27 protein-coding genes and 1 tRNA gene are annotated in these 24,952 nt (G+C 59.0%); 16 read left to right on the top strand and 12 right to left on the bottom strand.

Features of this window, described 5'->3' with window-relative positions; translation table 11 throughout:
• Positions 1–11 precede the first annotated feature (11 nt).
• Positions 12–1,265, bottom strand: coding sequence for a tyrosine--tRNA ligase (gene tyrS, locus AC1Q5O_RS06690; RefSeq protein WP_492562180.1), 1,254 nt, complete (start codon positions 1,263–1,265; stop codon positions 12–14).
• A 109-nt stretch (positions 1,266–1,374) separates the two neighbouring features.
• On the opposite strand from tyrS, the gene AC1Q5O_RS06685 reads away from it, so the two are divergent.
• Positions 1,375–2,553: an anhydro-N-acetylmuramic acid kinase gene (locus AC1Q5O_RS06685; RefSeq protein ID WP_492562179.1), complete on the top strand. Its 1,179-nt coding sequence runs from the start codon at positions 1,375–1,377 to the stop codon at positions 2,551–2,553.
• 117 nt (positions 2,554–2,670) lie between these two features.
• On the opposite strand, the gene AC1Q5O_RS06680 is transcribed toward AC1Q5O_RS06685, so the two are convergent.
• Complete coding sequence (locus AC1Q5O_RS06680; RefSeq protein ID WP_342588452.1) at positions 2,671–3,414, bottom strand: alpha/beta hydrolase; 744 nt, start codon at positions 3,412–3,414, stop codon at positions 2,671–2,673.
• Between the two features lie 138 nt (positions 3,415–3,552).
• Between AC1Q5O_RS06680 and AC1Q5O_RS06675 the strand changes: the two genes are divergently transcribed.
• The 7 genes from AC1Q5O_RS06675 (at position 3,553) to AC1Q5O_RS06645 (ending at position 10,690) form a co-directional block, all read left to right on the top strand.
• Positions 3,553–4,728 carry a cysteine desulfurase family protein gene (locus AC1Q5O_RS06675; protein WP_492562178.1) on the top strand — a complete coding sequence of 392 codons (1,176 nt, stop codon included), beginning with the start codon at positions 3,553–3,555 and terminating at the stop codon, positions 4,726–4,728.
• 168 nt (positions 4,729–4,896) lie between these two features.
• Positions 4,897–6,426 carry a Fe-S cluster assembly protein SufB gene (gene sufB, locus AC1Q5O_RS06670; RefSeq protein WP_464660570.1) on the top strand — a complete coding sequence of 510 codons (1,530 nt, stop codon included), beginning with the start codon at positions 4,897–4,899 and terminating at the stop codon, positions 6,424–6,426.
• A gap of 93 nt (positions 6,427–6,519) precedes the next feature.
• Positions 6,520–7,275, top strand: a complete 756-nt coding sequence (gene sufC, locus AC1Q5O_RS06665) for a Fe-S cluster assembly ATPase SufC (protein WP_492562177.1) — start codon at positions 6,520–6,522, stop codon at positions 7,273–7,275.
• Positions 7,276–7,286: 11 nt separating this feature from the next.
• Positions 7,287–8,558: a Fe-S cluster assembly protein SufD gene (sufD, locus tag AC1Q5O_RS06660; RefSeq protein ID WP_492562176.1), complete on the top strand. Its 1,272-nt coding sequence runs from the start codon at positions 7,287–7,289 to the stop codon at positions 8,556–8,558.
• Between the two features lie 78 nt (positions 8,559–8,636).
• Positions 8,637–9,878, top strand: a complete 1,242-nt coding sequence (locus tag AC1Q5O_RS06655; protein ID WP_223613226.1) for a cysteine desulfurase — start codon at positions 8,637–8,639, stop codon at positions 9,876–9,878.
• The gene (locus AC1Q5O_RS06650; protein WP_492562175.1) at positions 9,878–10,291 is read left to right on the top strand and encodes an SUF system Fe-S cluster assembly protein; all 414 of its coding nucleotides are present in this window, start codon (positions 9,878–9,880) and stop codon (positions 10,289–10,291) included. Before AC1Q5O_RS06655 ends, AC1Q5O_RS06650 begins: the two co-directional genes overlap by 1 nt.
• A gap of 144 nt (positions 10,292–10,435) precedes the next feature.
• Positions 10,436–10,690, top strand: coding sequence for a hypothetical protein (locus AC1Q5O_RS06645; RefSeq protein WP_223613228.1), 255 nt, complete (start codon positions 10,436–10,438; stop codon positions 10,688–10,690).
• A gap of 7 nt (positions 10,691–10,697) precedes the next feature.
• On the opposite strand, the gene AC1Q5O_RS06640 is transcribed toward AC1Q5O_RS06645, so the two are convergent.
• Complete coding sequence (locus AC1Q5O_RS06640; RefSeq protein WP_492562174.1) at positions 10,698–11,303, bottom strand: hypothetical protein; 606 nt, start codon at positions 11,301–11,303, stop codon at positions 10,698–10,700.
• Positions 11,304–11,428: 125 nt separating this feature from the next.
• Here AC1Q5O_RS06640 and sufA point away from each other — a divergent pair, with 125 nt between their 5' ends.
• The gene (gene sufA, locus AC1Q5O_RS06635; RefSeq protein WP_492562173.1) at positions 11,429–11,803 is read left to right on the top strand and encodes a Fe-S cluster assembly scaffold SufA; all 375 of its coding nucleotides are present in this window, start codon (positions 11,429–11,431) and stop codon (positions 11,801–11,803) included.
• A 79-nt stretch (positions 11,804–11,882) separates the two neighbouring features.
• Positions 11,883–12,206: a TfoX/Sxy family protein gene (locus AC1Q5O_RS06630; protein ID WP_492562172.1), complete on the top strand. Its 324-nt coding sequence runs from the start codon at positions 11,883–11,885 to the stop codon at positions 12,204–12,206.
• Between the two features lie 37 nt (positions 12,207–12,243).
• Here AC1Q5O_RS06630 and AC1Q5O_RS06625 read toward each other — a convergent pair whose 3' ends face one another.
• The 4 genes from AC1Q5O_RS06625 to AC1Q5O_RS06610 form a co-directional block, all read right to left on the bottom strand.
• The gene (locus AC1Q5O_RS06625) at positions 12,244–12,645 is read right to left on the bottom strand and encodes an NUDIX domain-containing protein (protein WP_492562171.1); all 402 of its coding nucleotides are present in this window, start codon (positions 12,643–12,645) and stop codon (positions 12,244–12,246) included.
• Between the two features lie 9 nt (positions 12,646–12,654).
• A complete protein-coding gene (locus tag AC1Q5O_RS06620) occupies positions 12,655–14,184 on the bottom strand; it encodes a DEAD/DEAH box helicase (protein WP_288191616.1) in 1,530 nt (509 codons plus the stop codon).
• A 170-nt stretch (positions 14,185–14,354) separates the two neighbouring features.
• Entirely contained in the window at positions 14,355–14,792 is a 438-nt protein-coding gene (locus AC1Q5O_RS06615) for a cupin domain-containing protein (protein WP_492562170.1), read from the bottom strand.
• A gap of 62 nt (positions 14,793–14,854) precedes the next feature.
• The gene (locus AC1Q5O_RS06610) at positions 14,855–15,628 is read right to left on the bottom strand and encodes an NAD kinase (RefSeq protein WP_223613234.1); all 774 of its coding nucleotides are present in this window, start codon (positions 15,626–15,628) and stop codon (positions 14,855–14,857) included.
• Between the two features lie 155 nt (positions 15,629–15,783).
• Here AC1Q5O_RS06610 and AC1Q5O_RS06605 point away from each other — a divergent pair.
• Positions 15,784–15,859 (top strand) — tRNA-Thr (locus AC1Q5O_RS06605).
• A 113-nt stretch (positions 15,860–15,972) separates the two neighbouring features.
• Here the strand turns inward: AC1Q5O_RS06605 and AC1Q5O_RS06600 are convergent.
• A complete protein-coding gene (locus AC1Q5O_RS06600) occupies positions 15,973–16,359 on the bottom strand; it encodes a YkvA family protein (protein WP_492562169.1) in 387 nt (128 codons plus the stop codon).
• A 239-nt stretch (positions 16,360–16,598) separates the two neighbouring features.
• Here AC1Q5O_RS06600 and AC1Q5O_RS06595 point away from each other — a divergent pair, with 239 nt between their 5' ends.
• The gene (locus AC1Q5O_RS06595; protein ID WP_492562168.1) at positions 16,599–16,826 is read left to right on the top strand and encodes a hypothetical protein; all 228 of its coding nucleotides are present in this window, start codon (positions 16,599–16,601) and stop codon (positions 16,824–16,826) included.
• A gap of 51 nt (positions 16,827–16,877) precedes the next feature.
• On the opposite strand, the gene AC1Q5O_RS06590 is transcribed toward AC1Q5O_RS06595, so the two are convergent.
• Positions 16,878–18,185 carry an Nramp family divalent metal transporter gene (locus AC1Q5O_RS06590; protein WP_492563098.1) on the bottom strand — a complete coding sequence of 436 codons (1,308 nt, stop codon included), beginning with the start codon at positions 18,183–18,185 and terminating at the stop codon, positions 16,878–16,880.
• Between the two features lie 165 nt (positions 18,186–18,350).
• Here AC1Q5O_RS06590 and AC1Q5O_RS06585 point away from each other — a divergent pair, with 165 nt between their 5' ends.
• Complete coding sequence (locus AC1Q5O_RS06585; protein WP_492562167.1) at positions 18,351–19,163, top strand: class I SAM-dependent methyltransferase; 813 nt, start codon at positions 18,351–18,353, stop codon at positions 19,161–19,163.
• Positions 19,164–19,448: 285 nt separating this feature from the next.
• On the opposite strand, the gene AC1Q5O_RS06580 is transcribed toward AC1Q5O_RS06585, so the two are convergent.
• Positions 19,449–19,943, bottom strand: coding sequence for a class I SAM-dependent methyltransferase (locus AC1Q5O_RS06580; protein ID WP_463012396.1), 495 nt, complete (start codon positions 19,941–19,943; stop codon positions 19,449–19,451).
• A 234-nt stretch (positions 19,944–20,177) separates the two neighbouring features.
• The gene (locus AC1Q5O_RS06575; protein ID WP_492562166.1) at positions 20,178–20,708 is read right to left on the bottom strand and encodes a cytochrome b; all 531 of its coding nucleotides are present in this window, start codon (positions 20,706–20,708) and stop codon (positions 20,178–20,180) included.
• Positions 20,709–20,947: 239 nt separating this feature from the next.
• Between AC1Q5O_RS06575 and AC1Q5O_RS06570 the strand changes: the two genes are divergently transcribed.
• Together AC1Q5O_RS06570 and AC1Q5O_RS06565 are read left to right on the top strand one after the other, a co-directional pair.
• Complete coding sequence (locus tag AC1Q5O_RS06570; protein WP_492562165.1) at positions 20,948–21,469, top strand: cupin domain-containing protein; 522 nt, start codon at positions 20,948–20,950, stop codon at positions 21,467–21,469.
• 273 nt (positions 21,470–21,742) lie between these two features.
• Entirely contained in the window at positions 21,743–22,846 is a 1,104-nt protein-coding gene (locus AC1Q5O_RS06565) for an ABC transporter substrate-binding protein (protein ID WP_464660545.1), read from the top strand.
• Between the two features lie 97 nt (positions 22,847–22,943).
• Here the strand turns inward: AC1Q5O_RS06565 and AC1Q5O_RS06560 are convergent, their stop codons facing one another.
• Entirely contained in the window at positions 22,944–23,519 is a 576-nt protein-coding gene (locus AC1Q5O_RS06560) for a transglycosylase SLT domain-containing protein (RefSeq protein WP_403174967.1), read from the bottom strand.
• A 288-nt stretch (positions 23,520–23,807) separates the two neighbouring features.
• Between AC1Q5O_RS06560 and AC1Q5O_RS06555 the strand changes: the two genes are divergently transcribed.
• Positions 23,808–24,812 (top strand): alpha/beta hydrolase, encoded by a 1,005-nt coding sequence (locus AC1Q5O_RS06555; protein WP_492562164.1) that lies wholly within the window; start codon positions 23,808–23,810, stop codon positions 24,810–24,812.
• Positions 24,813–24,952: the final 140 nt, after the last annotated feature.

The following is a 24,952-nucleotide window of genomic DNA, read 5'->3' as shown; positions in this document are numbered from 1 at the left end:
TCAGTCCGGTCTTAGACCGGGCGAACGAGAATGTGCTTCTTCTTGCCCAGCGACAGCTTGACGATGCCGTCGCCTGTCACGTCAGCGGTCGAAACCTGCGCCTTTTCATCGGACACGCTGGCGTCATTCACCCGGACTGCACCGCCCTGAATGTGACGGCGGGCCTCGCCATTCGAACCGGCCAGGCCGGCTTTGACCAGCAGCGTCAGGATGCCGATGCCGCCCTCGAGCTCGCTGGTGGCGATGTCGATGGATGGCAGGTTGGCAGCAAGCGCGCCTTCCTCAAAGGTCGTGCGCGCGGTTTCTGCGGCCATGGTGGCGGCTTCACGGCCATGAACGATGGCGGTGGCTTCGGTCGCGAGGATTTTCTTCGCCTCGTTGATTTCCGAACCGCCAAGTGCTTCCAGCCGGGCAATTTCATCGAGCGGCAGGCGCGTGAAGATTTTCAGGAAGCGGCCGACGTCGGCATCTTCCGTGTTGCGCCAGTACTGCCAGAAATCATAAGGGCTGAAGACATCTTCATTCAGCCAGACCGCGCCGGTGGCCGATTTGCCCATCTTGGCGCCGGAGCTGGTGGTCAAGAGCGGCGTCGTCAGGGCGTAGAGCTGCGGCGTTCCCATGCGGTGACCGAGATCGACGCCGTTGATGATGTTGCCCCACTGGTCCGAACCACCCATCTGCAGAACGCAGCCATGGCGGCGGTTGAGCTCGACAAAATCGTACCCCTGCATGATCATGTAGTTGAATTCGAGGAAGGAGAGGGACTGCTCCCGGTCCAGCCGCAGCTTGACGCTGTCAAATGACAGCATGCGGTTGACGGAGAAGTGGCGGCCGACCTCGCGCAGGAACTCGACATAACCCAGTCCCATCAGCCAATCGGCATTGTTGACGAGGAAAGCATCGGTCGGACCGTCGCCAAAGCGCAGGATGCGGGCGAAAATCCGCTTGATGCCTTCGATGTTCGTGTTGATCGCCTCGGGTGTCAGCAGCTTGCGCTGTTCATCGCGGAAAGAGGGGTCGCCCACCATCGAGGTGCCGCCGCCCATCAGCGCAATCGGCCGGTGGCCGGTTTCCTGCAGCCAGTACAGCATGGTCGCGGAAATGAGGTTGCCGATGTGCAGGCTCGTCGCCGTCGCATCATAGCCGACATAAGCTGTCACTGTCTCCTTGGCGAAAAGCGCATCCAGACCGGCCTCGTCGGAGACCTGATGGATGAAGCCGCGCGTGGAAAGCGTGTGCAGAAAGTCGGATTTGAAGGCAGACATGAGTTTTTCCTGAAACTTTACGTAGGGAAGCGTCCGGCATGAAGAACGTGCCGAACAAGACGTGGCCGTTTAACATCATTCGGGGCCGAATCACAAGAAAGGGTGTGACGTGACAGCGACAAGGCGGGCAATTGGCCTGATGAGCGGAACATCCATGGATGGAATCGACATCGCGCTCATCGAAACCGACGGCAGAAACGCGGTGCAGCGCGGACCTTCGGGCTTTGTCGGCTATGACCCGGCATTCCGGCGGCAGATCGAGGCAGGGCTCGAGGATGCCAAATCCATCCGCAAGCGCGATCAGCGCCCCGGCGCTCTTGCCGCCATCGAACGGGAACTGACGCGGCGGCACGGCGAGGCGGTGCTCGGCTTCCTCTCGGATTATAAGTTAAACGCCGATACCATTGATATCATTGGTTTTCATGGTCAGACCGTTCTGCATCGCCCGCAGGAACAGCTGACCGTCCAGCTGGGTGACGGGCGGTTGCTGGCTGATATGACAGGCATTCCCGTTGTCCATGACATGCGCGCCAATGACATGGTGCATGGCGGGCAAGGGGCACCGCTGGTTCCGGTCTATCATCAGGCACTCGCGGCAAGGGTTCCGGTCGGGCTCGGCAGGGGCAAGCCGGTCGTCTTCGTCAATATCGGCGGTATTTCCAATGTCACGATCGTTTCGGCGACAGGAGATCCGATTGCCTTCGATACCGGGCCGGGCAACACGCTGATCGACCAGTGGGTCGCCGACAAGGCGGGAATCGCCTATGATGCGGGCGGTATGATTGCCAGCGAGGGCCAGGTGCTGGCCGGCGCCGTGGCGCGCTACATGGCAAAGCCGTTTTTCGCGCTGAAGCCGCCGAAATCGCTCGACCGCAATGATTTCACGCTTGAGGACCTTGGCAATCCGGAACTGGCCGATGGCGCCCGCACGCTCGCCAGGGTGACGGCCGATGCCATTCTCCAGGCCGGCGCCTATGCGCCGGAACAACCGGCGCTCTGGGTGATCTGCGGCGGCGGGCGCAAGAATGCGACCGTCATGGCTGATCTTGTCGAGGGCGCGGCCAAATCGGGTGCTGCTGTGATTGCTGCCGAGGAATTGGGCCTGAACGGCGATTCGATGGAGGCGGAGGCCTGGGCCTATCTCGCCGTGCGGGCCCTCGATGGCCTGCCGCTGACATTTCCGACCACGACGGGTTGTGATGCGGCTGTTTCGGGCGGGGTGGTGGGGAAGCCTAACCCGCAGGAGGCTAGCAGGAACATTGTGCGTGGTTCGACAACCTCACCATGAGGGATATGGAGGGTGGCAGAAAGCCATTTCTGCAACCTCTGAGACTATCATTGCAGACCATGCCTCTCCTCATGGTGAGCTTGTCGAACCACGCACAATTCCAGTGCAGCGCGTTTTTTAACGCAGACGTTTCGGCTTGGCTTCGACCAGCTCGCCGTTCAGGCGGCGGTCGAGATATTCGGAGCATTCGCCGATGACTTCATCGGTCATCCCCGTGAAGAAGTGATTGGCGCCGACCATCGTCTTCTGCGTGATGGTGATGCCCTTCTGGGTCTTCAGCTTGTCGACCAGTCCCTGCACATCCTTGGCCGGAGCCACCTTGTCCTGATCGCCATGAATGATCAGGCCGGATGAGGGGCAGGGTGCGAGGAACGAGAAATCATAGGTGTTCGGCTGTGGCGCGACCGAGATGAACCCTTCGATTTCCGGACGGCGCATCAGGAGCTGCATGCCGATCCACGCGCCGAAGGAATAACCGGCGACCCAGCAGGTCTTGGAATCCGGATGCAGCGACTGCACCCAGTCAAGCGCGCCGGCCGCGTCGGACAATTCACCCGAGCCATGGTCGAATTCGCCCTGGCTGCGGCCAATGCCACGGAAGTTGAACCGCAATGTCGTGAAGCCGCGCTGCTGGAACATGTAGAACAGATCGTAGACGATCTTGTTGTTCATGGTGCCGCCAAACTGCGGATGCGGGTGCAGGACAATCGCTATCGGTGCATTTTTTTCCATCGAAGGCTGATAACGGCCCTCAAGACGCCCCGCAGGTCCATTGAAAATTACTTCAGGCATGTGTACTCCACTCTTCGCCACAGGGCGTCTGTCGATCAGCCGGACTTGACGGCGATCAACAGCACCCATAAAACCAGTTTAGAACCGTTCAAAACTGGTGTAGGATTTTGTCTCGAAGCGGCTTCATAGGCCGGTCCGAGGTTGAATTTCAAGAAAATTGCGCTTTTTGCCGGCGCTGAGTTCAAAAGAACAGGAATCACGACAGGTATGGCCCAAAAACGCGCCTATCTCGACTACAACGCCAGTGCGCCGCTTCTTGCGGCAGCGCGCGATGCTGTTGTCGATGCTTTGGCGCAAACGGGCAATCCATCGTCTGTTCATCAGGAAGGCCGTGCTTCAAAAGCCATTCTCGAACGCGCCCGCCGCGACGTGGCCGCTCTTGTGAATGCCAAACCTGATCATGTGTTCTTTACATCGGGTGCCACCGAGGCTGCTTCAACCCTGCTGACGCCACATTATATGATGGGACGGGCGCCTGTGCGCCTGTCGCGGCTTTATGTCAGCGCCAGCGAGCACCCCTGCGTGCTGGCGGGCGGGCAGTTTGCCGCCGACCAGATCGATACGGTTCCGGTGGATCGCAACGGGCTGCTCGACCTTGAGCGGCTGCGTGCGCTGCTGGCGGCCCATGACAAGGGCGAAGGTCTGCCGCTGGTCGCCGTGCAGGCCGCCAACAACGAGACCGGCGTCTTGCAGCCCATCGATGAGATCGGCAGGCTTGTCAAAGCGTTCGGCGGCTTTCTTGTCGTCGATGCGGTGCAGGCGGCCGGGCGGATTCCTCTCGATATTGCAACAGCTTACGCTGATTACCTCATTCTCTCGTCGCACAAGATCGGCGGTCCGAAGGGCGTCGGCGCCATCATTGCGGTGTCCGATCTGGTCATGCCGAAGGCGCTGGTGCGCGGCGGCGGACAGGAAAAGGGCCATCGCGCCGGGACGGAAGCCTTGCCTGTTATAGCGGGTTTCGGCGCTGCGGCGCGGGTTGCCCGCGAACAGCTGCTGGCTGGCGGCTGGGGGCTTGCCAACCGGCAGCGGATCGAGGACGGCATCCGGGCGGTTGCACCCGATGCGGTGATTTATGGCGATGCGGCCGGGCGGCTCGCCAATACGACCTTCTTCAGCCTGACGGATATGAAGGCGGAAACCGTGCAAATCGCTTTCGATCTGGCGGGAATTGCGCTATCGGCAGGCTCTGCCTGTTCTTCGGGAAAAGTCGGGCCAAGCCATGTGCTTGCGGCCATGGGATTTGGCGATGGAACCGGGGGCCTGCGGGTCTCCACAGCGCCGGAAACCACGCAGGACGAAATTGCGCTTTTCCTTGAGGCGCTGACAAAAATTGTCGCGCGGCGGGACCGGACGAAGCCGGTTTCTGCCGATGCGGCGTGAAATATCGCAGATATCGACAATAAATAGTCGATAAATGCAAAAGAATCCGGTGAATACCGGTGTTAAATCGTGCGATTGCACACTACATTGAGGCAAATATTCAAGACGACACACGCCTTGACGTTTGCAACTGCGGGACCTTGAATCCCGCGAGGATGGAGAACGCCAATGCCTGCCGTGCAGGAAACTATTGATCAGGTCCGCACCCTGGACGTGGACCAGTACAAGTATGGCTTTGAGACCCTTATCGAAATGGATAAGGCGCCAAAGGGCCTCAGCGAAGACATTATCCGCTTTATTTCGGCCAAGAAGAACGAGCCGGAATGGATGCTGGAATGGCGTCTGAAAGCCTATGAACGCTGGCTGACGATGGAAGAGCCCACATGGGCGCGGGTGAACTACCCGAAAATCGATTTCCAGGACATGGTCTATTATGCCGGGCCGAAGAATCAGACCGGACCGACATCGCTTGCCGAGGTCGATCCCGAGCTGCTGCGCACCTATGAGAAGCTGGGAATTCCGCTGAAAGAGCAGGAAATCCTTGCGGGTGTGCGCAAGATGGGCGAACCGAGCCCTTCGGACGAGAACGAAGAAGCCAGCGACAATGTCTACAAGTCCGGCCGCGTGGCGGTGGATGCCGTGTTCGACAGTGTGTCCGTGGTTACGACCTTCAAGGCGGAACTGGCCAAGGCCGGCGTCATTTTCTGCTCGATCTCCGAAGCGATCCGCGAACATCCGGAACTGGTCAAGAAGTACCTGGCGTCCGTGGTGCCGGTTTCCGACAACTTCTATGCAACGCTGAATTCGGCTGTCTTCACGGACGGCTCCTTCGTCTACGTGCCGAAGGGTGTCCGCTGCCCGATGGAACTGTCGACCTATTTCCGCATCAACGAGCGGGATACCGGTCAGTTCGAACGCACGCTGATCATTGCCGAAGAGGGCGCCTATGTGTCGTACCTCGAAGGCTGCACCGCGCCGCAGCGCGATGAAAACCAGCTGCACGCGGCTGTCGTGGAGCTGATTGCCCTGGACGATGCCGAGATCAAGTACTCGACCGTGCAGAACTGGTTCCCCGGCGATGCGGAAGGCAAGGGCGGCATCTACAATTTCGTCACCAAGCGTGGCGATTGCCGCGGCGTCAATTCCAAGATCTCCTGGACGCAGGTCGAAACCGGTTCGGCGATCACCTGGAAATATCCGTCGGTGATCCTGCGCGGCGACAATTCACGCGGCGAATTCTATTCCATCGCCGTTTCGAACGGTCATCAGCAGATCGACAGCGGCACCAAGATGCTGCACCTCGGCAAGAACACGTCGAGCCGCATCATCTCCAAGGGTATTTCGGCGGGCAAGTCGAACAACACCTATCGCGGCCAGGTTTCGGCGCACCGCAAGGCGGAGAACGCGCGCAACTTCACCCAGTGCGACTCGCTGCTGATCGGCAATGATTGCGGTGCGCATACGGTGCCTTACATCGAGGCGAAGAACGCCACGGCGCAGTTCGAGCACGAAGCCACCACCTCCAAGATTTCCGAAGATGCGCTGTTCTACGTGATGCAGCGCGGCATTCCGGAAGAGGAGGCGATTGCGCTGATCGTCAACGGCTTCGTCAAGGAAGTCATTCAGGAACTGCCGATGGAATTTGCCGTCGAAGCGCAGAAACTGATCGGCATCAGCCTCGAAGGCTCAGTCGGATAGCCATGGGACGGCCATCATCGGCCCGTCACTCGCCAAACAAGATTATTGTTGGGATCGCCGAGGCTGATCCCGAGGAATTCAAAGGGTAATAGAATGCTGGAAATCAGAAACCTTCATGCGAAGATCGCAGATACGGACACCGAGATCATTCGCGGCCTGAACCTTACGGTCAAGGCGGGCGAAGTGGCGGCCATCATGGGACCGAACGGTTCGGGCAAGTCGACACTGTCCTATATTCTTGCGGGCCGCGAAGACTACGAAGTCACCGCGGGTGACATCCTTTACAACGGCGAGTCCATTCTCGAGATCGACCCGTCGGAACGTGCTGCCAAGGGCATCTTCCTGGCATTCCAGTATCCGATGGAAATACCCGGCGTTGCCACGATGGAGTTTTTGAAAGTGGCGATGAATTCGCAGCGCAAGGCGCGCGGCGAAGAACCGCTGAAAATCCCGGAATTCATCGCCCGCGTGAAGACGGCTGCCGCCTCGCTCGACATGGATATCGCCATGCTGAAGCGTCCGCTCAATGTCGGTTTCTCCGGCGGTGAGAAGAAGCGTGCGGAAATCCTGCAGATGAAACTGCTGGAGCCGAAGCTTTGCGTGCTGGATGAAACAGATTCGGGCCTCGACATCGATGCGCTGAAGATCGTTTCCGACGGTGTGAATGCCTTGCGCTCACCTGACCGTGCCGTGATCGTCATCACCCACTATCAGCGCCTGCTCGACTATATCGTTCCGGACAGTGTGCACGTTCTCTACAAAGGACAGGTCATCAAGTCAGGCGACAAGAACCTTGCCCTCCATCTCGAAGAGAACGGCTACGCCGATATCATCGGCGAGGCAGCCTGAGGAGCGACGTCATGAATGTTCATACAGGACGCCAGCCGACAACCGCAGAAGCGGCGCTGGTCGACTCCTTCATCGACCGGATGGGCGAACTGCCCGGCGATGCGGAAATCGTCAGCGCGCGTGACAACGCCATCGAGGCGTTGAAGACGCAGGGCCTGCCGTCACGCCGCGTCGAAGCCTGGCACTATACCGATCTGCGCACCCTTTTGCGCAGTGTCGCTGCCTATGATGGCACGGCGGGCACCAACGCCTTGCCGGCGGTCATCCCGGGATCGGCGGTTGCAACGGTTTCCAACGGTGTGGCGCTGACATCACCGCGGGTCGCCGGTGTCGAATTTGCCAAGTACAGCGACAGGCTGGCTGACGGATCGGTGATCCGCGATCTCGCCATTCGTGGCGGTGACGATGCGATCGGCCAGATCAACGCAGCCTACGTGACCGACGGCTGGGCCGTCTCCATTGCCGATGGCACGGAGCTTCAGGCGCCGCTCGAACTGCAGAATGCGCAGGCGCGCGGACAGGGCCACGTGCGGTTTGCCGTCAAATTCGGCAAGGGCAGCAAGGCAACCGTGATCGAACGCCAGACAGGCGGCGCGGGCGAGGGCTTCTCGACCAGTGTCAGCAACGTCACCGTTGCCGACGATGCGGAGATCGTCTGGATCATCCTGCGCGAGCAGGGTGTCGACGCAACGCAGCTTGCCCAGTTCACCGCGACCATCGGCAGCAATGCGAAGCTGACGCTCTATATCGTCAATGCCGGCGGCAAGCTGGTGCGGCAGGAAGTGCATGTGCTGTCGAAGGGTGAAGGCTCCGACTTCCAGTTGCGCGGCGTCAACCTGCTTGGCGGTGACAGCCACACGGACGTGACGATGACGCTCGGCCACCTCGTCGAGAACACCACGTCGGTGCAGATCATCCGCAATGTGGTGACGGACCGCGCGCGCGGCGTTTTCCAGGGGCAGATCAAGGTCAACAAGATCGCCCAGAAGACCGATGCGCGCATGGCCTGCAACACCCTGCTGTTGTCGGATGACGGCGAATTCGATGCCAAGCCGGAACTGGAAATCTTTGCCGACGACGTGGCGTGCGGCCATGGGGCGACGGTGACCGAGATCGACGGAAACCACCTGTTCTATCTACAGGCGCGCGGTATCCCGGAAAGCGAGGCACGCGGCCTGCTGATCAAGGCATTCGTGGCTGAGATCGTCGAAGAACTGGAAAGCGAACCACTGGTCGAGGCTCTGGAAGCCATTCTCGACAAGTGGCTGGCGGCGCATGTCTGATCGTTTGCCTGCCGGCTGGTCCGGCGGGCATTATTTCAGGTGAAACACCCGACTGAAACGCAGGAAAGCGCGGGCAACATGGATACGAAGATCATTCGAAGCGGTTATGATGTCGAGGCGATCCGCCGCGATTTTCCCATCCTGTCGCGCGAAGTCTACGGCAAACCGCTGGTTTATCTCGACAACGGTGCCTCCGCGCAGAAACCGCAGGCGGTGATCGACGCGATCACCCATACCTATTCGAACGAATATGCCAATGTGCATCGCGGCCTGCATTTCCTGTCGAACGCGGCCACCGATGCCTATGAAAAGGCGCGCGAAAACGTTCGCCGCTTTCTGAACGCCGGTTCGGTCGACGAGATCGTCTTCACCAAATCGGCGACCGAGGCGATCAATACGGTTGCCTATGGCTATGGCATGCCGCATATCGGCGAGGGCGACGAGATCGTCCTGTCGATCATGGAGCACCATTCCAACATCGTTCCATGGCATTTCATCCGGGAACGGCAGGGCGCCAAGCTGGTCTGGGTCCCGGTCGACGAGCAGGGCGCGTTCCATATCGAGGAATTCGAGGCACGGCTGACGGAACGCACCAAGCTGGTGGCCATCACCCATATGTCGAATGTGCTCGGCACCGTGACGCCGATCAAGGACATCGTCCGCATTGCCCATGCGCGCGGCATTCCGGTGCTTGTCGACGGCAGCCAGGGCGCCGTGCATCTGCCGGTTGACGTGCAGGATCTCGGCTGTGACTGGTACATTTTCACCGGCCACAAGATCTATGGTCCATCCGGTATCGGTGTTCTCTATGGCCGCAAGGAAAAGCTGGAAGCGATGCGCCCGTTCCAGGGCGGCGGCGAGATGATCGAAGAGGTGACGGAGGATATCGTTACCTACAATCACCCGCCGCACCGTTTCGAGGCGGGCACGCCGCCGATTGCCCAGGCCATCGGCCTCGGCGCTGCCATCGAATACGTCGAGAAGATCGGCCGCGCCGCCATTCTCGCGCATGAGGAAGATTTGCGCGATTACGCGCATGAACGGCTGCGTGAGATCAATTCCCTGCGCATTTTTGGCGATGCCAAGGGCAAGGGCGCGATCATTTCCTTCGAGCTCGAAGGCATCCATGCGCACGATGTGTCCATGGTGATCGACCGGGCGGGTGTTGCCGTGCGCGCGGGCACACATTGTGCCCAGCCGCTCTTGAAACGGTTCGGTGTAACGTCCACATGCCGTGCATCGTTTGCGATGTATAATACGAGAGACGAGATCGATGTTCTCGCCGATGCGCTGGAAAAGGCGCGGAAATTCTTTGGGTGATGACGATGACCGACAAAGTCGAAACGCTGGAAAAAGACGAAACGCTGAAGCCGGAGGCTTCCGCGGTGAGCGGCGCGGTTTCCGCTTCCGCCATTCCAGCCGATGAACTCGCCCGCATGACCGATGATATCATCGGCGCGCTGAAGACGGTCTATGATCCGGAAATTCCGGCGGATATCTATGAGCTTGGCCTCGTCTACAAGATCGACATCGAAGACGACCGCTCCGTGAAGATCGAAATGACCCTGACCGCACCCGGCTGCCCGGTTGCCGGTGAAATGCCTGGCTGGGTACAGGATGCGGTCAGCTCGGTCGAGGGCGTCGGCTTTGTCGACGTCACGATGACCTTCGATCCGCCCTGGACGCCCGACCGCATGTCGGAAGAGGCGCAGGTCGCCGTCGGCTGGTACTGATCCGTTCCGGCTGCATTGCGCTTTCGGCTGATATCCTCTCCTAATGTCTAATTGTCAGATACGTCGCGGCTCGTCACTGTGGGGTGTCCCATGCCGCAGCGTGTGGGCCGCCGATTAACGGAACAGCCCCTCAGGAGGTCCGCGATGAGTGCTTTCTGGATCGTGCGCCTCGGTATGGCAGGTGTGATCTTCTTTGCGCTCAAAGCAGCGTGGCATTGGCAGGCATCGACTGTCGTTTTGACGCGAGCGGATATTGCCGGGCTGCTCGACGCCCGGTCGGCCATGGGCGTCGTTGCCGAGTCCGCGCTGGAACAGGCGCGGCAGAACGCGCGGGGTTCCAGGGCCGCCGCCTGGGCGGGCGTGCTGGCCGCCATCGTCGGCATCGCCAGCTGGTTTTGAAGCGCCCTCAGGGCGCTTCGCAGCCTTCCGGAACGCTTTGATCCAGCGGCTTTTCGAATTTCTGCAACGTGCCGTCGAGAATGGACAAGGGAACAAAGGGAACGCCCTGGATGGCGGCATTCGCCAGCCGGAGGCGGTAGCAACCGTTGTAGACGGTGTGTTTCCCGTCCTTCTGCGTCGATTCGATTGCCAGAGGCAGGCTCCAATAGGTGGAACCAGCCGCGCCTTCGCTTTCGGATTTGCCAAGGCGCAGTTCCACCGAGACGGTGTTCTCGTACCCGGCCTGGAACTGCGGAAACGGCTGGCTATGGCCTTCCTCGGCATAGTAGCTGTAGGCGCGCGCATATTCCTGGCGGTTGATGGCATTGTAATAGGATTTGACCAGTTGCTCCGGCGTGCTGCGGTCGTCGAGATAGTCCGGTACGGACTGATTGGGCGCTTGAGCCGATTCCTTGGGGGCAGGTGCTTCCGGGGCGGCCTCGGCGGGCGCTGCTGCCGGCTTCGTTCCGGTTTCCTGCTTCGGCTCGGGCTTCTTGGTCTCCTGAGCAAGTGCAGGCGTCAGGTTCAGCGCCATACCGGCAAGGCTGGTGAGAATGAGATGGCGGTAATTCATGATTTCTGCCTTCTGCGTGCGGGTTTTTGGGACGGGACGAGTTTGAACACTTGCGGTGACGGTTGTGTAACACTAACTATGGTACAGACGGATCATTACACGATCCGAACCAAGAGAGATGAGAAATGGGTCGTTTTTCTGTCATGACGTTGACTGACGCTGCCGCTGCCCGCGTAAGCGAGATCGTGGCGACGCGCGAGAATGCGCTCGGCATTCGCGTCGGCATCAAGAAGGGCGGCTGCGCCGGTATGGAATATACCATCGACCTCGTCACCGAGGCCAAGCCTGGCGACGATATCGTTGAAAAGGAAGGCTCCAAGGTCTTCGTTGCGCCGGAAGCGGTGCTGTATCTCCTGGGAACGCAGATGGACTTCGAGGTCACGACCCTGCGCACGGGCTTTGTCTTCAACAATCCCAACCAGACGTCCGCCTGCGGCTGCGGTGAGTCGGTTGAACTGACACCGGCCAAGCCGGAAGCCCTGGCACCTGCCGCTTCCTGATTTTTCAGAAATCGCTATCCGGGACGGACGGAACGCTTTTTGGGCGTGACGTCTTCCTGTGCGCCTGCAATAATCGGGCATGGACAATGACGCGATTCACGATCTGTTTTCCGGGCTGGGGCCTGTCACCATCAAACGCATGTTTGGCGGCAAGGGCATCTATCACAACGGCCTGATCATTGCGCTTGAGGTGGCCGACGAAATCCTGCTCAAGGCCGATGCGATTTCCGCGCCCGACTTCGAAGCGGCAGGCTGCCGGCGCTGGAGTTACGAAGGCAAGTCAAAGCCCGTCGATATGCCGTACTGGTCCATTCCCGCCGATGCGTTCGATGATCCCGATGTTATGACCGAATGGGCGCGCAGGGCCTATGAGGCCTCGCTGCGCGTGGCAAGGCAAGCATAGACGTCGAGAACCGCGCTGTCGGGCTTCCACGGGCCTGTCAGGCCATCTGACGGATCAGGTCCAGGGCATGAACGGTGGGGAGTGTCAGTCTGTCCGGCAGCCTATCGAGTGGAAACCAGTCGATACCGCCGTGTTTGTCCGGTTCAAGCAGCTGCATTTCGCCGGAAAAGCTTTCCGCTTGAAACAGAACGCCGAACCAATGCTGCTTTTCATCATGAAAAAGCTGCTCGCTGAGGCCCAGCAACTTGATTTCACCGGCTTCCAGCCCGGTTTCCTCAAGCGCCTCGCGCCGGATCGCCTGTTCGGCGGTTTCCAGGAAATCGATCTTGCCGCCGGGAATGCCCCAGGCACCGGTCTCCGGGCTTTTCTTGCGCTGCAGCAAGAGGATGTGGCCGTCTCTTATGAAAACGATTCCGCATCCGACGCCCGGCGAATCCACACCAAAACCTCAGATTTTCGTGTCGATCAGCATGAAGGCAGGAATGTCATCGCCAAAGCCGACCGGCGACGGTTCATTGTCGCCCCGGTCGCGGCGGTATTCGCGCTCACGTTCGCGGCGCGGTTGTTCCTGCTGAGCGGCAGGGCGGGCGCGGCGCTGTTCATTGTCAGCCTTGATCGCAGCCTTTTGCGGCTTCTCGGCCGTCTTCTTGACGGGCGCTTCGGCGACAACCGGCTGTTCGCCGGTTTCCTTGGCGCGCTCGGCGGCGGCAATGATGTCGATTTCCGACTGCGGGCGTTCGCGCTCGCGGCCCTCATTGCGCGGCTTGCGCTTGCTTTCGCTCTTGCCGCGGGCACTACGGCCGCGGCGCGGCGCTTCGTCGGTTTCTTCCGAAACGGGCAGGGTGGTAAGATCGCCGTCATACCAGTTGATGTCTTCGCCGATCAGCTTTTCAATGGAGGCGAGATGTTTGACATCGGATGGCGTGACCAGCGTGAAAGCCTTGCCCGAGCGTCCGGCGCGGCCCGTGCGGCCAATGCGGTGGACGTAATCTTCCGAATGGATTGGCACGTCGAAATTGAAGACGTGGCTGACATCGGGAATATCGAGACCGCGGGCAGCCACATCGGAGGCAACGAGGATCTTGAGCTTGCCGTCCTTGAAATTGGCCAGCATCGTCGTGCGGGCGCGCTGATCCATATCGCCGTGCAGGGCACCGGCATCGAATTCATGCTTGACCAGCGAGCGGAACAGCTCCGAAACATCCTTTTTGCGGTTGCAGAAGATGATCGCGTTCTTCAGGCCATCCTCTTCGGCGCGGATGAGATCGCGCAGCTTGGCGCGCTTTTCCCAATCCTTCTTGCCTGATTTGACCAGCTGCTGTTCGACGGTCTTGGCCGTCGTCGCCGCCTTGGCGACTTCAACACGTACCGGCGCATGCAGGAACTGTTCAGTCAGCTTGGTGATCTCAGGCGGCATGGTGGCCGAGAAGAACAGCGTCTGGCGCGTGAACGGAATGAGTTTGCAGATGCGCTCGATATCGGGGATGAAGCCCATGTCGAGCATGCGGTCGGCTTCGTCGATGACGAGAATGTCGACGCCGGTCAGGAGCAGCTTGCCGCGCTCGAAATGATCGAGCAGGCGGCCGGGCGTGGCGATCAGAACGTCGGCACCGCGTTCCAGCTTGCGCAGCTGGTCGTCAAAGGAGACGCCGCCGATCAGCAGCGCAACGTTGAGGCGATGGTTCTTGCCGTATTTGACGAAGTTTTCCTCGACCTGCGCCGCGAGTTCGCGTGTCGGCTCCAGAATGAGCGTGCGCGGCATGCGGGCGCGGGCGCGGCCCTGTTCCAGCAGCGTCAGCATCGGCAGCACGAAGGAGGCTGTCTTGCCGGTCCCTGTCTGGGCAATGCCGAGCACATCCTTGCGCTGCAGCGCATGCGGGATGGCGCCTGCCTGGATCGGAGTGGGGATTGTGTATCCTGCTGCTTCGACAGCGTCGAGCACTTTCGGCGAAAGGCCCAGATCAGCGAACGTGGTCAATGGAGGTTTAACTTTCTATCTGCAGTCGATGCCGCACATGTCCGTCATTTTTGCCAATGGAATGGGTGCTTTGTATTGCACATTGTCTTGCAGGAATGGCGTTAGGGCTCATGCCAGCAAAAGTCAACTCTCGCATCCCGTGAGATTTAAGAGTCTGTTACAATTGTGCATCACTTTAATCTAATGTTGTCAATAAAGGAACTGTTCATTGTCGTGAAAACATCCTTTGGCAAATCGAGGCCGTTCGGCAGTGATATCCAGATGACGGTTTGCGCCTCTGGGGAATGGCGCGACAGATGGCCCTTGCCGTGTGTGTCCTCCACCAGCACGAAGCTGCCCGCCGGAACATGACGCACCTCTCCGTCGCTCGTCTCGTATTCAACCGATCCATCCAGCCGGACGGTAAGCACCGGTTCCGGGACCCTGTGCCAGGCAACCTCGCGCATACCTGCCGGGATATGGGTGAGGCGGACGCGGGACGCCGGATAACTGGCCGTGACATCGAACGGTACGGCATCGGGATGCACCGACCTCTTGGTTGTCGGCAATTCGACTTCGTCAAAATGCGACTCGCCATCCGGGCTGGCATAGATGCGCAGGCACTTCATTGCGGCTGGCCCTTCTGGTTCACAAAGTGCGCCTCCCGCACCTTGAGTGGCAAAGAAAAATCCTAATAAAGGAACTGTTCTTTGAGAATTCGTTCATTCCACGAATGGTTCTTGTCGAACAGGATGGTTGCACGCAGTTGCGAGGCTTCTTCGATGGTGACCGAAAGAACCGACTTCACTTCCGTGTGATCGGCGACCGCATTGACCGGACGCTTCTCCGGCTCGAGGATATCAAGCCGCACCGTGACCTTGTTCGACAGGAGCGCACCGCGCCAGCGACGCGGGCGGAAGGGTGAGACCGGGGTGAGGGCCAGCAAACGGGCATCGAGCGGCAGGATCGGCCCTTGCGCCGAGAGATTGTAGGCGGTTGAACCCGCTGGTGTTGCCACCATCACGCCATCGCAGATCAGTTCCTCCAGGCGAACCTGGTCGTCGACGGTGATCCTGATCTTCGCGGCCTGATAGGACTGGCGCAGCAGATAGACATCGTTGAGCGCAAAGGAGGTCACGGTGCCTTCCTCCAGCGATTCCGCCACCATCTTGAGCGGGCGGATGGTTTCGGCCTGCGCCGCCTCCACACGTTCCTTCAGGCCGGTCTCGCTGTACTCGTTCATGAGAAACCCGACGGAGCCGCGATTCATGCCATAGGTCATCTTGCCCTGGTTCATGTGGTTCTGCAGCGTCTGGAGCATGAAGCCATCGCCGCCGAGCGCAATGATGACGTCGGCATCCTTGGGGGCCGTCTGCCCGTAGACGTTGACGAGAGACGCCATGGCCTCGTCGGATTCCGGTGTTCCGGAGGAAAGAAAAGCAAAGGTTTCAATATTCCGGGTCATGGCTGCCTGCGTGTCCGAGCATGTCGAGGATGTATCGCCTAGCACGGCGCGCTTGATCTGGCAAAATGCGGTGCAGGCAAAAAAACCGGAAAAAATGCGCCAAGTGCTGTTTTTTCATTTTACATCGGGGAGGTTTATGCTAATCGGACGCCGCTGCCCTTGTAGCTCAGTTGGTAGAGCATCTGATTTGTAATCAGAGGGTCGGGAGTTCGAGTCTCTCCGGGGGCACCACCTGTTTTTCCTTCATTTTCAAGTGGTTGTTTATCCAGCACCTTTTTCAAGGTGCGGGGCCGGGATGTGAAGTGCGGGTCAAAGCGTTCTTCATCCGATCCGCGCCATAGGCCTTATCCCCACCAACGGCTGTAAGCGAACGCTGCAAGAGCCAGCGCAGCCAGAGCCCAAACCAGCAGAATGAATGCGAGACCCGTCTTGCTCGTGGGGCGATCGGATCGCTGGTCGGCGGCGTGGCGGAATTCCTGCATCAACGGCGCCGGTATGAGCTTTATCGCCAGCAGGATACCGGCAGGGACAATCAAAAGATCATCCAGATATCCCACGACGGGGATGAAGTCGGGTATGAGATCGATCGGCGATAGGGCATAGGCCGCCACGAACCCTGCAATGACCTTTGCCAGCGTTGGTGTTCGCGGATCGCGCGCCGCGATCCAAAGCGCCACGACATCGCGCTTTATCCGCCGCGCCCATTGTTTGATATCTGTTGTCCAGGCCATCGGAGCAATTAGCAACGAATTTCAGTCCATGGCTAGTCCATTCGGGCCATTCGCGGCATGGCCCGAGCAGAAGCGCAGATCATCGGATGGTGGTTCGACGCTTCGCGCTGCGATGCAATGCGGCAGCGACCAAACTGGGATCAAGCGAAACGTTGATCACCGTATCGCAATGCGGGCAGACAAACATCCCGCCGCGCAAATGCTTCGTGCCATCCACCAGATCAACCTGTTGAACAGTGATGGACGTCAGTTCACGTGCACACTTTGGGCATTTCCCGCTTGTCATTCGTTCTTCCCGTCTTTGGACGGATTTTGACACAACTCTGGCAAAAGCAAACTTATCCGATGAGGTGAAGACCTACATCGTTCAGGCACTGGCGGGCCATGCCGGCTCCAGTCTGGCGCTTAAGTGGAAAAGGACGTCTGAAGAGACCCTTGTGGCCTTGTTTCCGTCCGGGGATATCTGAAAGTTTCGCAACAATGACTGTTTAGCCGGGAAAGCTGTCGTCGATGCGTGCTTACAGGAATGATGTCACGATCATGCCGATCACGGCAGCAGCCATAACGGCCGTGGCGAGCCAGCCTATCCAGCAAAGCGGACCCTTCACCGTGTTCTTCTTCATGATGTCGGTTCTGGCCGTCATCAACATCATCATCACCATGACCGGGACGGATACGATGCCATTGATGACGGCACTCCAGAACAATGCCTTGATGGGGTCGATGGGCGAAAAATCAACGAGAATGCCAATGAGTGTCGCCGCTGCAATGGTCGCGTAAAACGCTTTTGCTTCCTTCGGCTTGCGCGCGAGGCCGATCGGCCATTTGCGGGCTTCACCGAGGGCATAGGCCGCCGATCCCGCCAGCACAGGAATGGCAAGCAGGCCGGTTCCAATGATGCCCAGCGCAAAGATCGTGAAGGCAAACTGGCCGGCAATCGGTTTGAGCGCCTCTGCTGCCTCAGCCGATGTCTGAATGTCGGTTTTTCCCGCCACATGCAGCGTTGCTGCAGTCGTCACCATGATGGCCAGGGCGACCAGGCTCGAGAAGCCCATGCCGACATAGGTATCCCAACGAATGCGATGGATGGCAGCCTTCGACTGTTCCGGTGCATCAACGAGAGGCTGGCGGGACGCGCTCTCCTTTTCGTCTTCGACTTCCTGTGAGGCCTGCCAGAAAAAGAGATAGGGGCTGATGGTTGTGCCCAGAATGGCCACGACCGTCGTCCAGAATGTCGTGTCTGCCGAAAAGGTGGGAATAAAAAGCCCGAGCGCCAACTCGCCATAAGGGATTTTCACGACCATAACCGTCCCGAAATAGGCGAACAGCGAGAATGTCAGCCATTTCAACACGGAGACATAGCGGGCGTACTGCAGGAATATCTGCAGGCAGGCGCTAAAAATCGCAAACAGAACCACATAAAGTGCGACCCTGCCGCCGATGAGCAATCCGACCGCGTCGCCCATCGCCCCGAGATCGGCACCGATGTTGATCGTATTGGCGATGAAGAGCAGGGCGACGATCGCCGGCAAAATCCAGGGAGGATAATATGTCCGCAGATTTGTCGCGATGCCATGGCCCGTCGTGCGTCCTATCCGGGCGCTGATTTCCTGAATGGCGGCCATCAGCGGATAGCTGAACAGCATGGTCCATGTTATCGCAAATCCGAATTGCGCGCCGGCCTGGGAATAGGTGGCGATGCCGCTGGGATCGTCATCCGCCGCACCCGTAATAAGACCGGGCCCCAGAGCGCTCAAAAGCTTCGGCTTCGATGTTGCCACTACTGGATTCTTTTCCGGATCCCTGGTTTTCTTCGCCACGACGATGTCCTCCCGAAATGGCCGCTGCAACGGTGCTCAGCAACGGCCAGAACAGGAATTCGTTCCTTGACGGGGGGGACGACGCTGGCCGCTGATGGCATCAGCGGCTCAACCGATGTATAGTTCTGATTGTTGGCCATTGGAGCCTGAGGCGCGACAGGATCATCACCTATGCCTGCCATGGACAAGCTGTTCGCGGGATCCATCCCGGAGATGTACGACACCTGTCTGGTGCCTCTCATCTTTCAGGCCTATGCCACTGACCTGGCCCGGCGGGTCGCAGGTGCGGCGCCTGCCCAGGTTCTGGAAACGGCGGCGGGAACCGGCGTCGTCACGCGTGCGCTGGCTCCACTTCTCGGCGCGAGAGCCAGTTACATCGTCAGCGATCTCAACCAGCCGATGCTCGACAGAGCTGCCATCCGGCAGGGAGCGGACGGGCGCATCACCTGGCGACAGGCGGACGCGCTTTGCCTGCCCTTCGAGCAGGACAGTTTCGATGCGGTTGTCTGTCAGTTTGGCGCGATGTTCTTCCCCGACAGGGTCTCCGGCTATCGGGAGGCGCTTCGCGTCCTCAAACCTGGCGGCCGCTTTGTCTTCAACGTGTGGGATCGCATCGAGGAAAACGATTTTGCCCGCATCGTCACGGATGCTGCATCCGCCGTTTTCCCCAGCGATCCGCCCCGGTTCCTTGCCCGAACGCCGCACGGCTATCACGATGTCGGGTTGATCGAAGCAGAATTGCGCGCGGCCGGCTTCACGGCCATCGAGATCATGACGCTCCAACACCGAAGCGATGCGCCAAGCGCGCGCAGCGCGGCGATTGCCTACTGCCAGGGCACGCCATTGCGCAACGAAATCGAAGCCCGCGACCCGAAGGCGCTGCAGACCGTTACCGACCGTGCCGCCGAAGCGATTGCGAAGCAGTACGGCGATGGCCCGGTTTCCGGAAAAATCCAGGCGCATATCGTTGTTGCACGGGCCTAGCGGATCGAGACACAGCATTTGCCGCAGCTTTTCGTCACTGGCGCGTCACGCTGGATTTGCTTTTGTCGGTCCTGGAGTGGACAGACATGATCGTCTCAAGAACTGAAGAATAGGGGATCATGCCCCGGTCCACTGTCGAGAATGTGGTGCATTGATCTGACGATGAAGCAAAGTGCTGGAAAAGCGCATGCTGGAATAAACTAGGGCCCTCGTGTGTCTCCAGACGCGAGGGCTTTTTATCTTTCTGGATCGGGGTGCCGGCAAACGCCATTCATTCGGGTTGAACTAGATCGGTGTGCCGATCTGTGGAGCAAATTTTTCTCCGGTACGACCCTTCTCAAAGACCGCGCAGCTATCATAAAAATGCATCGAAAGCGTCCCTTTCGAAAAGTCGCTTTCTGGAATCGCTCCGCGTGTATGTTCGGCGTTCAATTCGTCGATCATGTCCTTGCAATGCTCAATGAACGATCCGGGCCGCTTGTATCCGCCGGAATATTCTTCCCAATAGGCGGTGTGCAGATCCTCGACGAAATAGACGCCGTCCCTCGCCATGCGCGGATAGAGGAATTGAAACGTTGCCGACAGGTGCTCCATGACATGGCTTCCGTCATCGAGCACCACATCGGGTGCGCCAAACTCCGCCAGAACGGAAGCCAGAAAACCGGTGTCCGACTGATCACCGATCCTGATGTGGATCTGGTCTTCCTCGAAGTTTGCACATTCGGCCCTGACATCGATGCCGACAATCGTCGCAAGAGGGCCCAGATACTGCTTCCACATTTGCAGTGACCCGCCTTCGCCACAACCGATTTCAAGAAATATTACGGGACGATTGATGTATCTGGAAAAGTGCCGTTCATAGCTGGGGAAATAGTGTTTCCATTTATGAATGATGCGGCCCTGATTATTCAGGAACAATGGCCAAAGTGACATGTCAAACCCCGTCGTTCTGATATCGAACAGGTATTTTATGATCCTTGAAATAGCAAGGTTCGGGTGATCCGCCCTGGCGGATCACGGCAGCATTCTCTGCATCACCTCATCCTTGCGAATGAAGTGGTGCCAAAGTGCGGCCAGGGCATGAATGCCGGCCAGGATGAGTATTCCGTTGGCGCAAAGGCTGTGCAGTTCCCTGATCGATCGTGCGGTTTCCCTGTTGGGAACAAATGGCGCGGGAATGGTGAAGAGGCCGAAGAAGCTCAAGGCGTCGCCTCTGAACCAGGTGAGCAATATGCCAAGGACCGGAATGGCGATCAGCAAGGCATAGAGCAAAAGATGCCCGACCTTTGCCAGCGGACGCTCAAGGCCTGTCATCGAAGGCGGAAGCGCCGGGGCGCCGCGCGCGACACGCAAAGCCACCCGCCAGAACACGAGTGCGGCGAGCAGCAAGCCGAATGAGATATGCAGCCACCACGCCAGGACCCTGTTGGGATCACCTCTCGGAAAGAGATCGTTGCCATAGGTCAGCGCATAAATGAGCAGGACCAGAACGAACAGCGACCAGTGCAGGGTCTTCTGCACCGGTGAATATCCATTGACCGCCATGGGAGGCACTCCACTTTATAATCATTCTAATGTTTCCACATTGGCGCGAAACGCGGCACGGCGGCAACGGTTTTTTTCTTAACAATTCGTAAGGTTCCGGACTGTGGTTTCCCGGCGAGGTGCATGCGCGTCCTCCCATCGCCGGACGGCTTGAAACCGGATCACCGGTCCCATACCATTCCGCTTGGATTCGTGAACACACGGCCCGTTCGCGCCGTTTGTTCCATCGGGAGTTTGACATGACAATGAAAGACCGGCCGTCCTGTGTTGCGCATTGGTCCGAGATCGAAGGGACTGATGAAAACCACTACAAGGGTGATGACGAATTGCTCGCCATCAACGCGGCTTTCGGACGGCATTTCGGGCTTGGCAGGATCGGCATTCATCACCAGCGCCTCCTGCCGGGGCGGCGGACATCTTTCCCGCATGCCGAGAGCGCGGAAGAGGAGTTCGTCTACGTCATCGAGGGCACGCCCGATGTCTGGCTGGATGGCGAACTCTGCCGTTTGAAGGCGGGCGATGCGGTTGGTTTTCCGGCGGGCACCGGAATTGCCCATAGTTTTCTCAACAATACCGAGGAGGAAGTCCGTCTTCTCGTGGTTGGCGAAACACCGAAACCGGAGAATCTGATCTTTTATCCGCGCCATCCCGAGCGGAAGGCATTGCGTTCCGACTGGTGGGACAATCCGCCCGAGCGCCCGCTCGGCGACCACGACGGCATGACGGACAAAGTCCGTATCTGGAAAGCGCGGCACGTGTAGACGGACTTCCCGACCGCGGGAAGAAGAGAACGCAAAGCAGGTTCCTGCAGAAGTACTTGCTGATCATGGGGATTTGCGGAAAAACGCGTGAAATCCGCAGCCGGCTTGCGCCGGGAAAGCCGCCGTATTGTTCCGATAAACCAAGCCAGATTTTTCATACTAAATGAGCACTGGCGGGACGTGGCATTTCATTTTTACTTATAGTACGGTTCGCTCGTCCTTGCGGACCATTGAAGAAAAATGAGGGGAAAAACCATGTCTTTGAAGAGAATAATGCAGGCTGCGTTACTGAGCGTTGCTTTGGGCGCTCCAGTTGCCTTGGCTGATGATCTGAAGATCGCGGTCGCAGGCCCGATGACCGGCCAGCTTGCCAATATCGGTGACCAGTTCAAGCAGGGCGCACAGGCCGCGGCCGCCGCGATCAACGAAAAGGGCGGCATCAAGGGACGGCAGATCAAACTGGTGTTCGAAGATGATGTCTGCGATCCGAAGCAGGCCGTTTCGATTGCCAACCGTATTGTCGGCGAAGGGATCAAGTTCGTCGATGGGCATGCATGCTCGGGTTCCAGCATCCCCGCGTCGGCGGTTTATGCCGAGGCTGGCGTGCTGATGATGACACCGGCGTCGTCCAACCCCGACCTGACCGATGCCGCAGCGAAAAAGGGCTGGTCGACGATCATGCGCCTCTATACGCGCGATGACGGCCAAGGTGAATTTGTCGGTCCATGGATCGCCAAGACATACAAGGGCAAGCGCGTCGTGATCCTGCATGACAAGGGCGCCTATGGTAAGGGCCTGGCCGACGCGGTGAAAGCCAAGATGAACGAGAGCGGGCTGAAGGAAGTGCTGTATGACGGCATCAACGCCGGCGACAAGGATTATTCGGCGCTCATCACCAAGCTGAAGGAAGCAAAGGCTGATTTCGTCTATTTCGGCGGCTATCATCCCGAAGCGGGCCTCATCCTGCGTCAGGCGGCCGACCAGAACTTCAAGTTTCAGCTGATGATGGGCGATGCGATTGCCTCGCCGGAATTCTGGGCGGTGGCAGGCCCGGCAGGCGAGGGTGTGATGTTCACCTTCCCGGCTAACCCGCAGGCCCGGCCGGAGGCGAAAGCGGCTGTTGAGAAGATCAAGGCCAGCGGCTTCACACCCGATGGTTTCACGCTGTTCTCCTACGCGGTTGTTGAAGCTTTCGCACAAGGCATCGAGCGTGCCGGCGGTGATGATCCGGTCAAGGTCGCCGCGGCGCTCAAGGATGGAAAGCCGGTCAATACCGTCATTGGCCCGGTGGTTTTCGATGAGAAGGGCGATATCAAGGATGCCAAATATGACATCAATATCTGGCACAACGGTGCTTATTCGGCCATGAAGCCGTAAGACAGCAAGGGGCAGGCGGTCGTTTCGTCCACCTGTACCGGTCAAAATGAAAACGGGCGCCTCGGGCGCCCGTTTTTCTTGGCCAACAAGACGTATTCTACAGTCCGCAGCTTTGCATCTGTGCGGCATACCGGCTTGCCATGGCGGCCGTGCGCCGCGCTGCCCGGTCGACACCTGGCCTGTTGCGCCATGTTCCGCGCGCATATTCCTTGGGACCAGCGTAATAGGCGGCGTAGAGATTGTAGGCGTCGTTGAGCGGGATGCCGTTCTTCTTGTTGCTTTGCGCGTGATACCAGCCGACGAAATACACCGCATCGGCAAAACTGGTGCGGCCGCTGCCATAACGTCCGGTGCTGCGCTGGAATTCCGCCCAGGTGCCGTCAAGTGCCTGTGAGTAGCCGTAGGCGGTGGAGGGGCGCGTCCATGGAATGAAGCCAAGCAATTTGGTGCGTGGCGGCCTTGCCCGGGCCTGAAAGCCGGATTCGGTGTTGATCGTGGCCATGAGAATGGGAACCGGCACGCCATATTGCGCTTCCGCGCCCTTGGCGTAGGAATACCAATTGTTGAAGAAGCCGTCCTTTTGATCGAATACGGCGCAAACATTGCTGGTCTGGGTGGGCGCCGAGGCGCAGCCTGCCAGCAACAACAAGGGTATCATCATGATGCGGCGCATGGGCAAGTCCTTTGTCTTGCCCAACCAACTAGTCCTCAATTCCTAATGGAATCTTACCAAATGGCCTTGGGGGCCGATCACATTCGATCAAATTTGATATGACAATTTATTGTTTCTTAAACGCTGCCTGCCGCCGCATGAACAGGATCGGTGCGGGGGCGAGGCGGTACCCCGATGTATCCGGGCGAGAAAGAGACTTGCCTTCGTGCCGCAGCGGGATCACGTTTGGCCCGGCGAATCCGTTCCATGCAATGGAGGTCGCCGGTCACCATTCCAGAGGTTTTCCCCATGCGTGCCACTCATCATCCCGCCGGAACCGTGCATCGACTGATCATCGACGGAGTTTCCCTTCGCAACAACCTGCTGGGCGATCCGACCGCTCGCGTGGTCGATGTCTATGTGCCCGCCGGGCACGACGGCACCGGTCTGCCGCTGCTTGTCGATCTCGTCGGGTTCACCGCCGGCGGTCCCGCGCACACCAACTGGAAGGGTTTTGGCGAGAACGTTCCGGAACGGCTTGACCGGCTGATCGGTTCGGGCGCCATGCCTCCGGTCGTCGTTGCCTTCCCGGACTGCTTTACCCGGCTCGGCGGCAACCAGTACATCAACAGTGCGGCAATGGGCAATTGGGAGGATTTTCTCATCGACGAGATGCTGCCGGCGGTCGAAGGGCGGTTCCGCTGCGGCGGTGACGGCAAGCGCGGGGTTTTCGGCAAGAGTTCAGGCGGCTATGGCACGCACGTGCATGCCATGCGGCGATCCGATATCTGGTCTGCGGCGGCAAGCCATTCCGGCGATGCGGGGTTTGAACAGCTTTATCTGCCGGAATTTCCCGGCGTGCTGCGGGCGCTCGCCGAACATGACCTCTCGATTGAAGCATGGATGAAGGCTTTCGAGGCGAAACCGAAAAAGAGCGACAGCGACACGCTGGTCATCATGATCTTGGCCCAGGCGGCAACATTCGATCCGGATCCGCGGGCCTTCCTGGGGCTGAGGCTGCCCGTCGATCTGGAAACCTGCGAACTGATCGAGGAGCGGTGGGCGAACTGGCTGGCCTGGGATCCGGCGCGGCTGGCGGAAACGCATGGGCACAATCTGGCGAAACTGAAAGCGGTTTATTTCGATTGCGGGACCAAGGACCAGTACAACATTCTCTACGGGTCGCGCCGGGTGCACCGCACGCTTGACCGGCTTGGCGTCGTTCACCGTTATGACGAATTTGACGATAATCATTCGGCTGTCGATTATCGCATGGATGTCAGCCTGCCTTTTCTTGCCAAGGCCTTGAGCTGAGGCGTCCGGCGACCCAGATAGGGTAGGCCCGACCGGGCAACCAGCATGGTGAGCAGGTATCCCGGTCAGGCCCTTGTGCTGGAGGGCAGCGCCAAGGCAACGCCGCCACGGAACGAAAGTTCCGGTTGGCAATCGGACAA

The sequence above is a fragment of the Phyllobacterium sp. MT110 genome (genome assembly GCF_058792715.1).
This window is presented reverse-complemented; position numbering and strand designations above follow the sequence as displayed.

Excerpts from the sequence above, each read along its gene's own strand:
- AC1Q5O_RS06640 (WP_492562174.1), bottom strand. The coding sequence starts at position 11,303 with ATGAATTACCGCCATCTCATTCTCACCAGCCTTGCCGGTATGGCGCTG.
- AC1Q5O_RS06560 (WP_403174967.1), bottom strand. The coding sequence starts at position 23,519 with ATGCGCCGCATCATGATGATACCCTTGTTGTTGCTGGCAGGCTGCGCC.
- AC1Q5O_RS06630 (WP_492562172.1), top strand. The coding sequence starts at position 11,883 with ATGGACAATGACGCGATTCACGATCTGTTTTCCGGGCTGGGGCCTGTC.
- AC1Q5O_RS06610 (WP_223613234.1), bottom strand. The coding sequence starts at position 15,628 with ATGACCCGGAATATTGAAACCTTTGCTTTTCTTTCCTCCGGAACACCG.
- AC1Q5O_RS06600 (WP_492562169.1), bottom strand. The coding sequence starts at position 16,359 with ATGGCCTGGACAACAGATATCAAACAATGGGCGCGGCGGATAAAGCGC.
- AC1Q5O_RS06575 (WP_492562166.1), bottom strand. The coding sequence starts at position 20,708 with ATGGCGGTCAATGGATATTCACCGGTGCAGAAGACCCTGCACTGGTCG.
- AC1Q5O_RS06680 (WP_342588452.1), bottom strand. The coding sequence starts at position 3,414 with ATGGGTGCTGTTGATCGCCGTCAAGTCCGGCTGATCGACAGACGCCCT.
- AC1Q5O_RS06615 (WP_492562170.1), bottom strand. The coding sequence starts at position 14,792 with ATGAAGTGCCTGCGCATCTATGCCAGCCCGGATGGCGAGTCGCATTTT.
- sufA (WP_492562173.1), top strand. The coding sequence starts at position 11,429 with ATGGGTCGTTTTTCTGTCATGACGTTGACTGACGCTGCCGCTGCCCGC.
- sufB (WP_464660570.1), top strand. The coding sequence starts at position 4,897 with ATGCCTGCCGTGCAGGAAACTATTGATCAGGTCCGCACCCTGGACGTG.
- tyrS (WP_492562180.1), bottom strand. The coding sequence starts at position 1,265 with ATGTCTGCCTTCAAATCCGACTTTCTGCACACGCTTTCCACGCGCGGC.
- AC1Q5O_RS06675 (WP_492562178.1), top strand. The coding sequence starts at position 3,553 with ATGGCCCAAAAACGCGCCTATCTCGACTACAACGCCAGTGCGCCGCTT.
- sufC (WP_492562177.1), top strand. The coding sequence starts at position 6,520 with ATGCTGGAAATCAGAAACCTTCATGCGAAGATCGCAGATACGGACACC.
- AC1Q5O_RS06585 (WP_492562167.1), top strand. The coding sequence starts at position 18,351 with ATGCCTGCCATGGACAAGCTGTTCGCGGGATCCATCCCGGAGATGTAC.
- AC1Q5O_RS06570 (WP_492562165.1), top strand. The coding sequence starts at position 20,948 with ATGACAATGAAAGACCGGCCGTCCTGTGTTGCGCATTGGTCCGAGATC.
- AC1Q5O_RS06565 (WP_464660545.1), top strand. The coding sequence starts at position 21,743 with ATGCAGGCTGCGTTACTGAGCGTTGCTTTGGGCGCTCCAGTTGCCTTG.
- AC1Q5O_RS06650 (WP_492562175.1), top strand. The coding sequence starts at position 9,878 with ATGACGATGACCGACAAAGTCGAAACGCTGGAAAAAGACGAAACGCTG.
- AC1Q5O_RS06580 (WP_463012396.1), bottom strand. The coding sequence starts at position 19,943 with ATGTGGAAGCAGTATCTGGGCCCTCTTGCGACGATTGTCGGCATCGAT.
- sufD (WP_492562176.1), top strand. The coding sequence starts at position 7,287 with ATGAATGTTCATACAGGACGCCAGCCGACAACCGCAGAAGCGGCGCTG.
- AC1Q5O_RS06595 (WP_492562168.1), top strand. The coding sequence starts at position 16,599 with ATGGACGTCAGTTCACGTGCACACTTTGGGCATTTCCCGCTTGTCATT.
- AC1Q5O_RS06555 (WP_492562164.1), top strand. The coding sequence starts at position 23,808 with ATGCGTGCCACTCATCATCCCGCCGGAACCGTGCATCGACTGATCATC.
- AC1Q5O_RS06655 (WP_223613226.1), top strand. The coding sequence starts at position 8,637 with ATGGATACGAAGATCATTCGAAGCGGTTATGATGTCGAGGCGATCCGC.
- AC1Q5O_RS06645 (WP_223613228.1), top strand. The coding sequence starts at position 10,436 with ATGAGTGCTTTCTGGATCGTGCGCCTCGGTATGGCAGGTGTGATCTTC.